Source organism: Streptomyces sp. NPDC002793 (assembly GCF_040295485.1).
Lineage (GTDB): Bacteria > Actinomycetota > Actinomycetes > Streptomycetales > Streptomycetaceae > Streptomyces.
The window spans coordinates 1-14642 of sequence record NZ_JBEOVL010000016.1 but is presented as its reverse complement, the minus strand read 5'-3'; the positions used below and the strand labels follow the sequence as shown (position 1 = coordinate 14642).

Annotated in this window: 6 protein-coding genes and 1 pseudogene; 1 reads left to right on the top strand and 6 read right to left on the bottom strand. The window is 72.9% G+C overall.

What is annotated here, in order from left to right; all coding sequences use genetic code 11:
- Positions 1-256 precede the first annotated feature (256 nt).
- From ABT001_RS17715 to ABT001_RS17700, 4 genes are read right to left on the bottom strand one after another with little or no spacing between them, the layout of a single operon-like run.
- Positions 257-1984 (bottom strand): alpha-L-rhamnosidase, encoded by a 1728-nt coding sequence (locus ABT001_RS17715; protein ID WP_351278018.1) that lies wholly within the window; start codon positions 1982-1984, stop codon positions 257-259.
- 15 nt (positions 1985-1999) lie between these two features.
- Positions 2000-3535 carry an alpha-L-rhamnosidase N-terminal domain-containing protein gene (locus tag ABT001_RS17710; protein WP_351278015.1) on the bottom strand — a complete coding sequence of 512 codons (1536 nt, stop codon included), beginning with the start codon at positions 3533-3535 and terminating at the stop codon, positions 2000-2002.
- Between the two features lie 32 nt (positions 3536-3567).
- Entirely contained in the window at positions 3568-6972 is a 3405-nt protein-coding gene (locus ABT001_RS17705; protein ID WP_351278013.1) for a glycosyl hydrolase, read from the bottom strand.
- A 44-nt stretch (positions 6973-7016) separates the two neighbouring features.
- Positions 7017-9680, bottom strand: coding sequence for a glycoside hydrolase family 127 protein (locus tag ABT001_RS17700; RefSeq protein WP_351278010.1), 2664 nt, complete (start codon positions 9678-9680; stop codon positions 7017-7019).
- 378 nt (positions 9681-10058) lie between these two features.
- Between ABT001_RS17700 and ABT001_RS17695 the strand changes: the two genes are divergently transcribed.
- Positions 10059-13145: a glycosyl hydrolase gene (locus tag ABT001_RS17695; protein ID WP_351278007.1), complete on the top strand. Its 3087-nt coding sequence runs from the start codon at positions 10059-10061 to the stop codon at positions 13143-13145.
- 18 nt (positions 13146-13163) lie between these two features.
- On the opposite strand, the gene ABT001_RS17690 is transcribed toward ABT001_RS17695, so the two are convergent.
- The gene (locus ABT001_RS17690) at positions 13164-14438 is read right to left on the bottom strand and encodes a phosphoribosyltransferase family protein (RefSeq protein WP_351278004.1); all 1275 of its coding nucleotides are present in this window, start codon (positions 14436-14438) and stop codon (positions 13164-13166) included.
- Between the two features lie 15 nt (positions 14439-14453).
- Positions 14454-14642 (bottom strand): annotated as a pseudogene (locus tag ABT001_RS36085) (acetylornithine transaminase); the annotation flags it as partial.

The window sequence follows — 14642 nt, the reverse complement described above, 5'->3', positions numbered from 1 at the left end:
GCGGGCGCAGTCAATGGGTTGATGGCGAGAAGTTCCAGGAAGAGGGGTGATGTACGACCTGAATGGGGGGAATGGGTGGGCGCTCTTGACAGCCTTCGGGGCGGAGCACTATCTTCCAGGGCGCTTGAATCGATTCACATAACGGTCGCGTATCGCTCAACTCACAAGTGCGCACCAGGTGTTCTCGCCGCGAGGGCGCCCGCACGCCACGGGGCGCCCCCCGGTCCTCCGGAGGGCGCCCCGTGCCGGGCCCGGATCAGGACGCGTCGGGCACACCCGTGTACGCCGACGTGAACGTCCAGTCGCCCGAGCCCACTTCGTACACGGCCTCGCCGTTCTCCGTGCGCAGCAGCCGCGCCCCGGCCGTGGCACCCGGACGCCCGGAACCGACCGGGACATGGACCTCGGCCGTCGAACCGGCCGGCACGGTCACCCGCAGCCGGTAGCGCTCGCCGTCCCGCTCCCAGGACGTCGACGCCTTGCCGTACGGCGTCGTGTACGACCCCGAGGCGGAGGTGAGGTCACCCACGACCGCCGGGTCCACCAGCAGCCTGCGGTAGCCCACCGAGCCCTCCGCCTGCTGGATGCCCGCCACCCGGCCGGTGAACCAGGAGTCGATGGCACCCAGCATGAAGTGGTTCTGCGACTGCCCCGGGCCGCCGTCCCAGCTCTCGCCGAGCGTGGTGTTGCCCGCCAGTACCTGGTAGCCGTAGCTCGGGCTCGTCGTCCGCGTGGCGATCCGGTGCACCACGTCGTCGCGGCCCGCCCCCGACAGGACCCGGAAGACGGCCGGGAGCGAGATCTCACCCAGCAGCAGGTGGTCGCCCGCGGCCTCGATGCTGCCGACCAGATGACCCAGCAGCCGCTCCCGCTCGCCCTCCGGATAGGCCCCCATGTCCAGGGCCAGCGCCTCGGCACCCTGCCCGCCGCCGCCGAGCGTGCCGGACGCCGGGTCGTAGTACGCGTCGGAGACCGCCTTCGCGCTCGCGTCCGCCTTCGCGCGGTACAGCGCCGCCGCCTCCGCGTCGCCCAGGACGCCGGAGATCCGGCTGAGCGCGTCGACGACCCGCCAGTAGCCGTACGTCCCCGCCACCGCGCGCGGGAAGGTGCGGTCCGGGGTGAACCAGTCGCCCAGGCCGTAGTCGAGGATGCCGGCCTTCACCTGCCCCTCCAGGAAGGCGGCGTAGGCCTTCATCCGCGGGTAGTACGCGGACAGCGTGTCCTTGTCGCCGTACGTCGTGTACATCTGCCACGGGACGAGGACGACAGCGCCGCCCCAGTTGGAGTCGTTGCGGTAACTTCCGGGCAGGTTCGTGTACTCCGGGACCGTGCTCGGGACCAGACCGTCCTCGGTCTGCGCGTCACCCATGTCCCGCATGATCTTGCGCATGTAGGCCTGCATGTCGAAGTTGCCGGCCAGGGCGGGGAAGACGAGCTGGTTCTGCTCCAGCCAGCCGAGCTTCTCCCGGCTGGGGCAGTCGGTGAGGACGCTCATCATGTTGCCCTCGATCGACCGCCGGATGATCGAGTGGATGCCGTTGATCAGCTCGTCGGAGCTGGTGAAGTCCCCGGCCGAGGCGTTGTCCGCCCGGAGGACCTTGCCCCGCACCGAGACGGTGGCGCCCTCGGGGAGCCCTCTCAACTCCAGGTAGCGGAAGCCGTGGTAGCTGAAGGACGGGTGCCACGTCTCCGACCCGGAACCGCCCGTCGTGTAGCTGTCCCACAGGGGGCCGCCCACATTGCTGATCGACTGGAAGGCACGGCCGTCCTTCAGCGACTCGGACGGGTAGATCCGCACCGCGGTGCCCTTCGGCGCCCGCACCGTGATCTCGGGCCAGCCCGCGATGTTCCGGCCCAGGTCGAACACCCGGCTCCCCGCAGCGCCCTCGACCTCCCTCCCCTCCAGGGTCTCGACCACCCGGACCGGCTCGGTCTCCCGCGCGCTGAGGACCGCGGGCCGCTCCGGCGTGCCGGGGGCAGCCACCTCGGCGGCGCGCTCTCAGCCCGCGCGCGACCCGCGCGGCTCGTCCCAGTGCGGGATCGCGCGGCGCGCGTCGTAGTCCTCGCCGCCGTACCAGTTCGACGACGTCGTCGCGCCGAGCGTGGTCCGCCAGTCGTCGCCGCTGCGGACCGTGCGCACCGAACCGTCGGACAGGGTGATCTCCAGCCGGGCGATCAGCTTCGGGTCGCTGATGTTCCCGTACAGCTTGCGATAGCGGTCGGCGGTGGACACCACGTTCGACATGCCGTTCCCGAGGGCCACCGCGAGGGTGTTGGCGCCCTTTCCGAGCTGTTTCGTCACGTCGTACGTGGCGTACTGCACCCGGTCCCGGTAGTCGGTGTTCGCGGGTTCGAGCACGGCGTCACCGACGGGCCGGCCGTTCAGCGTCGTCTCGTGGATGCCGAGCCCCGACACGTACAGCCGGGCGCTGCGCACCTTCCGCTCCAGTGCGAAGTCCTTCGCGAACAGCGGCAGTCCGGCCGGCAGATAGGGCTTCGGCGGTCGCTGCCCGGTGACCCCGGCGATCCGGGTGAAGCCCGAGTCCGGAGCGTCCGACGCGGAGACGGTGTAGTCGACCGGGAAGTTCGGCACCCTGCCGTCCTCGGTCAGGACGTCGGCGCGCGGATACAGGACCACCTCGTCGAACGTCTTCGCTGACTTCATGTCGAGGGTGAGCACGACGGGCTGCCCGGAGACATCGGGACCGGAGTGCGCGGCGCTCGCGTAACCGGCGGCCGTCTGCAGGGCGCTGTTGGGCAGCCCGTCCACGGCGAGGGCGGGCTCCCACGTCTTGCGGAGGGTGTTCGTCTCGGACGCGGTGACCGCCGAGCCCTTCGCCAGCCCGGAGGTGCCCGTCGTCGAGTCCCGTACGTCGATCTCGCCGAGCTGCACCCGCCACGTCTGCCCGGGGAACGTGTCGGCGAGCGGCAGCCCGAGCTCTGTCACGTCCAGCCGGACGTAACGCGCGGTGGTGCGTTCCACCTCGACCACCACGGGGGTGACGGCGCGCTCGCTCAGCGCCCAGTCCTGGTGGGTGATCCAGTCGGCGCCCTTCCAGTCCCGCTGCTGCGTCAGGCCCGTCTCGAAGACGGCCGCCTCGCTCCACCCCGAGTCACGCCCGGACCCGCCGGACCAGAGCATCACCCGCCAGTGGACACGGGTGCGCGAGCCGAGCTTCTCACCGGCGTACGTCGCCTCCGGCACGGCGGACTTCACCTTGCCGGAGTCCCACAGGTCCGCCCGCCCACGCCGCAGCTTGTCCAGGGAGGTGGCCGCCTGGATGCGGTAGGCGGACTGGACGGCCGACCGGGCACGGGCGGTGGTGCGCCAGCTCAGCGAAGGGGTCGTGTCGTCGATGCCGAGCGCCTCGGCGAGGTGCTGGGTGCGCAGCCCGGTCGCCGAGAGGGCGGCCGGGGCGACCGCGTCCGCGGTGACGGCTGTCGGCAGGACGGTCACCAGGGCGGTGAGCCCACTGGCGGCGAGCAGCGCGGGGCGGCGCCGGGCGCGGGAGGGAAGGGGTCTGGACCTGGGCACGCGGGTGCTCCTTGTACGTAGGGGAGGGCGGATCAGACGCGGGGGAGCGCGGCCGTCGCACGGCGGTAGGGGCGGAGGACGACGGGGCCGAAAAGACCCGACGGGATGGGCTTGTTCCGCTCGTTGGACAGGGTGTTGGAGACCTTCACGGAGAGCGTGTTGCGGCCCGGCCGCAGCAGCTCGGTGACGTCGGCGGTGTAGGGGCTCCACAGCAGCGGCGGCAGTTCCGTGCCGTTGAGCGTGACCGCGGCGACCTCCCGTACGACGCCGAGGGCGAGCCGGAACCCCCGGTCCCGCAGCGCCGCCCGGTCCAGGGTGAACGCGGTGGAGTAGGTGCCGCTGCCGGAGAACAGTGGTTCCAGATCCGTCCAGCTGCCGAGCGGCCGGGTCACCGGCTCGGCACCCTCGCGGGCCAGCCGCAGCGTCCACTCGCCGTCGAGCGGGACCGGGGTGAGCGGATCGGTGACCACGACGGTGCCTCGGTAGCCGTGCGTACCGTCGGTGCCCGCCACGGGGTACCGGCCGGGTGCGTCGGCGACCGCGGTGACCCGCAGCTCACGGCCGTGCCGGGTGACGGTCTCGACGGGGAGCGCGGCGTCGGTCAGATGGGGACCGGACCGTGCTCCGTGGCGGAGCACGACGGCCTGCGTCTCGTACGGCGTGAGGCGCAGCGGCACCCGTACGCCGGTCCCGCCCTTCCCCCGCCGGTCCGTGCGGTACACGGGCGCCGGGCGGGCGGTGCCGGTGGCCGGGTCCCACAGCTCGGGCACCCCGGCGGCCGGCAGCGCGGCCACGGTCTCGACCGTCTCGCCGCTCTCGTTGTTGATGAGGAAGGCGGTGTCCCCGCCGCGCACGGTGCGCAGGACCCGCAGGGCCGGTGCGGCCGGTTCGAGGACGGCGGCGGCCACCCCGGCGGCGTACGCCACGTCCCGCAGCCCGCCGGTGTCCGCCACGCGTACGGCCTCGCCCTTCCCGGAGCGGCGACGGCTCGGCACGCTGTCGCCGAACAGGCCGCTGAACGCCCGCTGCAGGGAGCGGTCCTCGCCGTTCGCGTCCTCCAGGGGCAGCTCGCCCACGGCGACGACGGTGCCGCCGTCGCGGACGAACTCGGCCAGCTTCCGCACGGTCGCCGCGGTGAGGGCGGGGGTCACGGGGAGGACGGCCAGGTCGTAGCGGGCCGCGCCGACCACCAGCCGGCCGTCGCGCACCGCACCGTGCGCCCGCAGGCCGCGGTCGCCCGAGAGCGCCCCCTCGTGCACGAGGTCGAAGTCCACCTGGGCCTGCTCCAGCGCCTCGGCGGCGCCGTTGAACGCACCGTCGACCTCACCCTGTCGCTCGGTGCCCGTGAACTGCTCGGTCGCCCGCTGCGGCTGCACGAGCGCCGTGCGGGCCGCCGAGGTCCCCCGGGCCAGCTCCATCACCCGGCCGATCCAGTCGGAGATCGGCTCCATCGCCCACCACCACGGCGAACGCGGCCCGAACGGCGGCGGGAAGAACACCCGGGTCTCGTCCGTCCACAGGGCGTGCAGCACGGTGAGATTGATCCCCCGGGTGGCGTACGCGCCCAGCAGGGCGCGTACGAAGTCGGGGGCCACGGCCCAGCCCATGTTGCCGAAGGCCTCCATCAGCACCCGCTCGCGGCCCATCTGGTGGCCGGAGGACGCCGGGTTGCGGGGCGCCATCGTCGAACCGCCCGCCACGTACTCGGCGGTGATGACGTCTCCGCCGGGGATCTGCGCCCACTGATTGACCTTGTGCAGGTCCCCGGTCGACCGGATGCGCTTGGAGGGCGAGGTCTCGTCGTACAGCGGATTGGTGATCAGGACGGTCTTCCGCTTCTCGTACCAGCGGGCCTGCTTCTCGAACGCCGCGGCGAAGCGGTCGGAGACCGCCTGCCAGAAACGGCCGCGTTCGATCCGGCCCGTGCGGCCCAGGTCGTCGAAGGCGCACGCGTACGCCAGACCCGGTCCCGTGCCCACGGCGTGCAGGGCGTCCTCCAGGGCGGGCGACCAGGGCAGCCGCTTGAAGTGGGCCTCGGCGGAGGCGAAGAACGGCTCGTCGTCCCAGAAGCCGGGGACGACCGTGCCGAAGTACCGTCCGAAACGGCGGTGGTACTCACCGGGCACGATGTCCAGCAGCAGCTCGACCGGTTCGTCGGCGAGCAGGTCGACGTAACTGCGGCTGTAGCCCTGGCTGTCGTCGATGAGCGGGGACCCGCCGAACAGGTCGATCTGCCAGCGGCCGGCGGGGACCTGCCAGTCCCCGCCCGCGCCGAGCAGGGGCGTCAGATCGGTCAGTTCCCCGGTGCCGGTGGCGCCGATCGGGCGCGCCGCCGCGGCGACGGGCTCACCCGCGATGCCCGTCCTCGCCGGGAAGTCGCCGGCCGAGGAGGGGTCGGTGAAGTCCTGCGCGTACAGCGAGGCGCCCGACGCGTCGGTGACGGCGAGGCTGTCCCACAGCGAGCGCTGGGTGCCGGTGGCGCGGACCCCGGCACCGCCCGAGCCGTACGCGGAGTCGGTGACCGTCCCCTTGTCCTTGCCGTCGAGGGTGACGGAGAGGTCGGACCCGGACACCTTCACCACGAGGGTGTGGAACTTCGTGCTGTTGAAGCCGTCGGTGCGGGTGGTCCTGGCGAGTTCGGTGGCCTCGCCGCCGGTCAGCCGGGACACGGTGACGACACCGGTCCGGTCGAACTCGACGGCGTAACCGGCCGTGCCGTCCGCGTTCGCCCGCACGACGAGGGTGACGGTGGAGTTGTGATCACCCTTGGCGCTCGCGGTGACCGTGACATCGGTCCACCCGGCGCCGGCCCGCAGCACGGCGGAACCGCCGAGCACGTCCGCGTCGGCCACCAGGCGGCCGGACTCCGTGCCCACGCCGGTGGTGCTGAGCAGATCGGCGCGGACGGGCCCCTCCACGACGGTGGTGGAGCGCCACAGGGCCTTGAGCCGCAGGTCGGGGCGTGGCTCGTAGGTGCGTGAGCCGACCGTGCCGCCCTTGACGATGTACTCGCCGGCGCGGCCGCTGGGGAAGTGGTCGTCGTTGAAGATCCAGACCCGCATACCGGTGCGCTCCGCGACCCGCAGGACGTGCTCGACGATGTCGAACCAGCCCTCGGTGAAGAACTCGGGCTTCATCTCGGCGTTGTCGAAGGGGAAGATGATCACCTCGAACATCCCCTTGGAGCGGAGGTCGGCGAGCTGGGTGTCGACCAGCTCGGGGGTGACCGTGCCGTTCCAGTACCAGTAGACGGCGGGGCGGCTGTCGCGCGGCGGGTCGGTGAAGCGCGCGGGGGAGTAGCCGGAGGAGGCCGGGGACGCCGTGGGGGACTGCCCCGGCGCGGCGGACGCGCTGCCGGTCGGGCCGACGGCGAGGACCGTGCCCGCCACCCCGGCGGCGGCCACGAACGTACGTCTGGACAGGGGGAATTCAGGCATGCGGGAGCTCCGTGTATCAGTGATCGGGGTGCGGGGGAGGGGAGTCAGAGTGCGGCGACCTGCGCCGCCGTCAGGGCCCGGTTGTGCAGCCGGAAGTCGGCGACCGCGCCGTGCAGGGCCGGGTGCGTCGAGTTCTGCGAACGGCCCAGGTAGTTGCGGGTCGAGGCGCCGAGGAGCAGCGGACTCTGGGTCATCGCCGCGTTGCGGCCGGCCTCCGCCCCGTCGACGTACAGCACGGCCGTGCCCGCGCCGATGGTCAGCGCGACGTGGATCCAGCGGCCGGTGGGCAGGGGGCCGGCCGCGTCGATGACGTCCTCGCCCTCCATGCCGGAGATCTTCAGCGCGGCGCGTGCCGTGCCGGCCCCGGTGCGAGGGGTGAGGAAGAGGTAGGTGCCCTTGTGGTACCCGAGGTCGAAGATCCGGGCCGAGTTCGCGAGGCTGTCCAGACGGACGCGGACGCTCACGGTGAGGGCGTCGAGCCCGGACGGCAGGGACCGGGGCAGGACGACATGGCCGCCGGTGCCGTCCAGCGCGACGGCGGCGTGGCCGTCCGGCCCCTGGCCCGTCCAGGAGGCCCCGGCCGCGAGCAGGGCGGGCGGGAAGGCGCCGGCCCGGTCGGCGGAGGTGGTGCCCTCGCCCTCGTCCAGGGTGTGGCGCGCGACCTCGTGCGGGCGGGCCGGGCCGGGGGCGACGGCCCAGTAGACCGAGTAGTTCTGGTGGTGGACGCGGTGGAAGGGCAGCAGGCGGATCCGCTGCCCGTCGGCGAGCACGGTGAACTCCCCGGGCCGGCCGGCGGCCGGCCGCAGCGAGCCGGGCCGTACGAGCGGAACGGTCGCGAGGGCGGTGTCACCGTGGGCGCCCGCCAGCACGTGCGGCCCGTAGGAGACCGACTGGACCTGCGGGTTGTCCGGGGCGGGACGCCAGACCGGCTCACGCGGCAGGTGGAGCTCCACCGTGTCGCCGCGCTTCCAGGTGCGGCGGACCGTGAAGTAGGTGCCCGGCTCGGCCGGATCTCCGCCCGCCGGGCGGCCGTTGACGCGCACGGAGGCGGCCCGGCCCTTCCCGTCGGCCAGCCAGCCCGGTATCCGCAGCCGGAGCGCGAATGTGCCGCCGCCCTCGGTGACCGTGATCCGGGTGAGGTCTCCGGCCGGATCGGCTGCGGACTGACGGAGCGTCACGCCTTTCTCGCGCCAGCGCACTTCGGAGGGGATGTAGAGATTGACGTACAGCGCGTCCCCCGTCCTGCCGCCCTTCCCCGTCCTGTCGTTGTCCGGCTTTCCGCCACCGTCCGGCTTCCCGCCCCCGTCCGCCGACCGGAAGTACACGGAGTCGGCGAACTTCGTGTGGGTCTCCAGGCCCGTCCCGTGGTCGCAGGAGAAGTTGTCGTAGTCGCTGCTGTAGCTGCCTGGCGCGGCGCCGAGCCCGCCCTTGGGCTGCCGGCGCGACCCCGCCCAGAGGCCCGTGTAGTACGTGACGTACCCGTGCGCGGAGTCCGGGTCCTGCTCGGCGAGGAGCTGGTTGATCAGGGTCCACTCGTAGTGGTCCATGTAGGCGGCCGTGTCCGGGTCGTGCAGGAACAGCTGCCGTCCGAGCTTGAGCATGTTGTAGCTGTTGCAGTTCTCGCAGGTGTCCGCGGACAGCCGGCTGACGATCTCGCCGGGCGGGCCGAAGAGCTCCTGGTTGGAGTTGCCGCCGATGGCGTAGGAGTGGTCCTCGACGACGGTCTTCCAGAAGTGGGCGGCGATGTCGTGGTAGCGGCGCTCCCCCGTCGCCTCGTAACTCCGGGCCGCTCCGACGATCTTGGCGATCTCGGTGTTGGCGTGCCGCCCCGCGAGCTCGTCCCGGCCGGCGGCCAGCGGACCGTACAGCTCCTCGTGGTCGAAGCGCCGGGCCGTCGCCAGGTGCGCCGGGTCGCCGGTCGTCAGGTAGAGATCGGTCAGCACCTCGTTCATGCCGCCGAACTCGACCTTCAGGACCGTCTGCATCCGGTCGTACGGGAGGGGCGCGGTCCGGCCGTCGACCCAGTCGGCCATGGCCCGCAGCACGTCCAGAGCCTGGGTGTCGCCGCACAGTCGGTACTGGTCGAGCAGCCCGGCCATCACCTTGTGCAGCGTGTAGTACGGGGCCCATGGCTTCCCGCCCGCTTCGAGCTGGTCGAAGACCTCCTCGGGGAAGGCGGAGAGGTAGCCCGGCCGGTGCCCGGCGGCGGGTGCCGCCGCCTGGCACTCGGCCAGCGCGGCCACGATGCGGCGGCCCTTGGCCGCGTACGCCTCCTCGCCGGTGTGGGCGTGCGCCTGGGCCAGGGCGGTCAGCAGATGGCCGGTGGTGTGCCCGCGCAGCAGTACGTCCGGCGCCTCCCAGCCGCCGCAGGGCTCGGCGTCCGAGGGGAGCCCCGCGTTGAGGCGGAAGGTGTGCAGCAGCCGGTCCGGGTCGACGAAGAGCAGATAGGCGCAGGTCCGCCGCATGTTCTCGCGGAACGGGCTGTCGAGCAGCCGGACGTCGCCGAGGGGCAGGGGGACGAGCGCGGGAGCGGCGGCGACGGCCGCTCCGGGCGTGGCCGCACGCGGTGGGTCCGTGCGCGGCACGGCCGTGGCGGCTGCGGAGCCGGACAGGGCCAGGACCGCCGTGGTCGCCGCTGTCGCGGTCAGCACCTGGCGGCGGGAGGGGATCGGCGGACGGTACGGATGCGGGGGAGGCGAGGCAGTCAAGGACCGGGCTCCTTCCGGCGGGGAGCGGCCGTCGGACGCTGAGGCCCGGTCGGCTGTGAACGAGGCATCCCCGAAGATGAGTTGAAACGTTTTACGACGTCCGGTGGCAAGCTAAGTGCTGCCGATGCAAGCGTCAAGACTTCGCGCGGGAGGGGTGCGCTGGGGCATCACCTACCGCTTGGTCTGCGTATGTGCACGCTGTTGGTGGGTTTGCCGGCCGTGTCGGCGGTGTGTGCGGGGGAGAAAATCATGCATACCTCTTGTGGTCGGTCATGGTGGACGCATATGTTCCAGCCGGGATATTGAATCGTTCAAACCTCTCAACGTGTCTGCACGGCGGCATGCGTGCCGGCACGGGCGAACCAGCAGGGTGGCGAGATGCAGAACAGACCGGGCATCGGCGAGACGGCCGTGAGCGACGAGGCGGCGCACGCCGAGCCGGACGGCGGTACGGGTCCGCACACCGGCCTCGGGCGGCGCGCCGTCCTCAGGATGGCCGCGGCGGCGGGCGTGCTCACCGCCCTGCCCTTCTCCGAAGCCGTCGCGACGGCCGCACCGGCGTCCCCGGCAGCGGGCCCCGCCGCCCGGGGCGCCTTCGCCCGACGCTTCGCGTCCCCCGCCGCTCCCGTGCGCCCCAAGTTCCGCTGGTGGTGGCCGGACGCCCTGGTCGACGCGGACGAGATCGAGCGGGAGATCGACCAGATCGCCGCCGCAGGCTTCGGCGGGGTCGAGATCGCCGCGGTCACCCACAGCGTCTCCGAACCCATCGACCCGGTCCGCCACGGCTGGGGCACCCGTGCCTGGACCGACGCCGTCGAAACCGCCCTCCGCCGGGCCCGCAAGCGCGACATCGTCGTCGACCTCACCCTCGGCCCGGCCTGGCCCGCCGCCGTCCCCGGCATCACGCCCGACAGCCCCGGCGCCGTCAAGGAACTCGCGCACGGCATCACGGTCCTCCCCGCCGGCACCGCGCTTTCCGGCCCGCTGCCCGAGCCCGTCACCGCCCCGAGCTCCGGTGTCACCACCCGCACGCTCCACCGAGCCCTGGCCGCCCGGGTCACCGCCGGCACCTCGCCCACCGCCGCCCAGGTGCAGCTCGACCTCGACACCGTCACCGACCTCACCTCCCGCGCGGCGGCTGCCGGAACCCTGGAGTGGACGGCCCCCGACGACGGCACCTGGCTCGTCATCGCCTGCTGGCTGCGCGGCTCCGGCCAGCGCCCCGAGGGCCCCGCCCACACCGCACCGCTCAGCTACGTCGTCGACCACTTCAGCGCCGCGGGCACCCGCGCGGTCATCGACTACTGGGAGGAGCACATCCTCACCTCCCGCATGCGCGCCCTGCTGAAGGAGAACGGCGGCGCGCTCTTCGAGGACTCCCTCGAGATGGAGACCCACGCCACGCTCTGGACCCCCGGCATCGAGGCCGAGTTCGAACGCCGCATGGGCTACGCCCTCGCCCCGTACCTCCCCGCGCTCCTCCAGACGAAGGAGAAGTACGTCTTCGCCTTCGACGCCGTCACCAACAAGGCGATCCGGCGGGACTTCATGGAGGTCGTCACCGAGCTGTACGTCGAGAACCACCTCCGCCCGGTGCAGAAGTGGGCCCACGGCCTCGGGCTGCAGCTGCGCATCCAGCCGTACGGACTCCAGACCGACGCCATGTACAAGGCGGCCCTCCTGGACATCTCCGAGGGCGAGTCGCTCGGATTCAAGAACCTCGACGACTTCCGCACCCTGGCCGGCGGCCGGGACATGGGCGGCAAGCTCATCCTCTCCAACGAGGCCGGCGGCACCGCGGGCGGTGCCTACGCCACCACCTGGGACGCCACGCTCAAGAAGCTCGTCATCCAGTACGCCGCCGGCGTCAACCAGGCCGTCTTCCACGGCTTCGCGTACGCCTCCGCACCAGGCGCCGCCTGGCCCGGCTTCGCCGCCTTCTCCCCGTACAACGGCGGTACCGGCTACGGCGAGGCGTGGGGACCGCGCCAGCCCACCTGGGGCCACGCCCCCGACATCGCGGGCTATCTGAGCCGCACCCAGCAGGTGCTCCAGACCGGGGTCAACAAGGTCGACGTCGGCGTCCTGTGGCAGAAGGGCTACGCCGGCTCCGGACTCGGCGCGTCCTGGTTCACCGCCGACGGCATCCCCGTCGGCTGGACCCACCTCTTCCTCAGCCCCCGCCTGCTGAGCCTCCCGAACGCCGTGGTGAAGAACGGCAGGCTCGCCCCCGAAGGACCGGCGTACAAGGCGCTCCTCGTCGACGGCGACGTCATGATCGGCCGTGAGCACACTCTCCAGACCGACGTCGCCGAGAAGCTCCTCGGCTACGCCCGCAAGGGCCTGCCGATCATCGTCATCGGCGACTGGAGCGACGGCCACGTGCCCGGCATGCCCCGCACCGGCGACAACGACCGGCTCCTCGCCCTGATCCGCGAACTCCTCGCCCAGCCCACCGTGAGCAACGTCCCCGACCGCCCCGACGTCCCGCAGGGCATCGCCGCGCTCGGCCTCACCCGCGACGTCGAGTACGCGGAGTCCTCGATGCTGCTCCACAACCACCGCGCCGACACCGACGCCGACTACTACTTCTTCGCCAACGACGCCGTCAGCAAGAAGGGTTCGACCGGCACCCGCATCAGCCACGACGTCACCCTCACCACCCGCCACCGTGAGGTCGTGCCCTACCGCCTCGACGCGTGGACCGGCACGATCGAGCCGCTCGCGGCGTACACGCGGCTGCCCGACGGGCGTCTCAGGCTCCGCGTCACCCTGGAGCCCGGCGCCACCACGATCATCGCGACCGCCCGCCCCGGCCGCTGGGCCACCGGCCCCGCCCCGCAGTGGTACGCCACCGCGACCGAGGCCGCCGAGGTGCGCCGTGCGGGCGACGGCAAGGTCGAGATCCGGGACACCCGCCCGGGGACGTACGCCACGACCCTCGGCGACGGCCGTACGGTCCGGGCGCGCATCGACGACGTACCCGCGGCGATCCCGCTGACCCGCTGGACCCTGTCGGCCGAGGACTGGACCCCGGGCGCCACGTCCTCCACCACGCGGAAGACCCGCCGAACCGTCGAACTCGACGGGCTCGTCCCCTGGACGGAGATCCCGGATCTCGCCGACTCCTCCGGCATCGGCCGCTACCGCACCACCGTCCGCCTGGGCCGGCCCTGGACCGGCGGCCACGGCGCGACGCTGGAGCTGGGCGAGGTCTTCGACACCTACCGGGTCACCGTCAACGGGCGCCATCTGCCGCCCGCCGACCAGGTGACCACGACCGTCGACGTCGGCCCGTATCTGCGCAGCGGCACCAACACCATCGAGGTGGAGGTCGCCACCAGCCTCCTCAACCGGCTGCGGGTGTCGAACGCGCCCGTCTTCGGGGTGGCGCAGCGGCAGAAGTACGGCCTGGTGGGGCCGGTGCGGCTCGTCCCGTACGGAAGGGCGTCGGCCCGCCGCTGAGTGAGGGCCGCCGGGGCATCAGCCAGCCGGCCGCACCAGATGCGTGGTGAACCAGTCCTGGGCCAGCTCCGCGACCCGGTCCAAGGCACCCGGCTCCTCGAACAGGTGCGTGGCGCCCGGGACGATCTCCAGCCGGCTCTCGCACCGCAGCGCGGACCGCGCCTGCCGGTTGAGCTCGATCACCGTGGTGTCGGCGCCACCCACGACGAGCAGGGTCGGCGCACGCACCCCGGCGAGGGCCGCCCCGGCCAGATCGGGGCGGCCGCCGCGCGAGACCACGGCGCCGACACCCGAGCCCGTCCCGGCGGCGGCCCGCAGAGCCGCCGCCGCCCCCGTGCTCGCCCCGAAGGAACCAACGGGGAGGGCCACGCGCCGCCGCAGCCAGTCGGTGGTGTCCGCCAGCCGCCCGGCCAGCAGGCCGATGTCGAAGACATTGGCGCGGTAGACCTCCTCACCGGGCGTGAGCAGGTCGAAGAGCAGGGTGCCGAGACCGGCGCGGTTCAGGGCGGTGGCCACGGCGCGGTTGCGCGGGCTGTGGCGGCTGCTGCCCGAGCCGTGGGCGAAGACGACGACCGCCCCGGCGCCGCCGGGAAGTGCGAGATCACCGGGGAGCGGGACCCCGCCCGCGTCCACCTCGACCTCCTCGGTCTCGGTGCGGCCTCCGGAAGCCCGCGCCAGCAGCGCGACGACCTCGGCGTCGGAGGTCTGGGAGAAGTCCCGGTACCACTCACCCACGGCCGAGAAGAGGTGTGGGGTGGAGAGGCAGGCCATCTCGTCCACGTCCTCGCGCAGTGCGGCGGCGACATGGGGCGACGCGACCGGCACGGCCAGCACGACATGGGCGGCGCCCTGCGCCCGTACCACCTGGCAGGCGGCCCGCGCGGTCGCCCCGGTGGCGATCCCGTCGTCCACGACGACCACCGCGCGCCCCTTCAGCGGCAGACGCGGTCGACCCTCCCGGTACGCCTGGGCCCGCCGCCCGAGCTCCGCCTCCTCGGCGCGCTCGACGGAGGCGAGGTCCTTCTCCCTGACCCCGGCGTGGCGGACGATCTCGTCGCTGATGACCCGGACCCCGCCCTCACCGATGGCGCCGAACCCCAGCTCGGGGCGGTACGGCACACCGAGCTTGCGGACCACGATCACATCGAGCGGGGCGCCGAGGGCCTGCGCCACCTCGTACGCCACCGGGACCCCGCCACGCGGCAGACCCAGGACGACGGGATCGCGCCGCTCCAGATGCCGCAGCGCCGCGGCGAGCCGCCGCCCGGCGTCCGTGCGGTCGGTGAACAGCACGGTGGTTCACCTCCAACAGGGGCGCGGGCTTCCACCTCCGAGACCACCGCATGTGCCGGGGTTCGGCAAGTCGTGGGCGGTGGGCGCACGGGGCGAAGCGGGGTGGTGCGGGCGCGCGCCCTTGGCCAGGGTGACCACGTCGGGCTCGACGCCCTGGTGTGCCTGGTGCTCGAACCAGTGGCCGCAGCGGCCGATCCCGGTCTG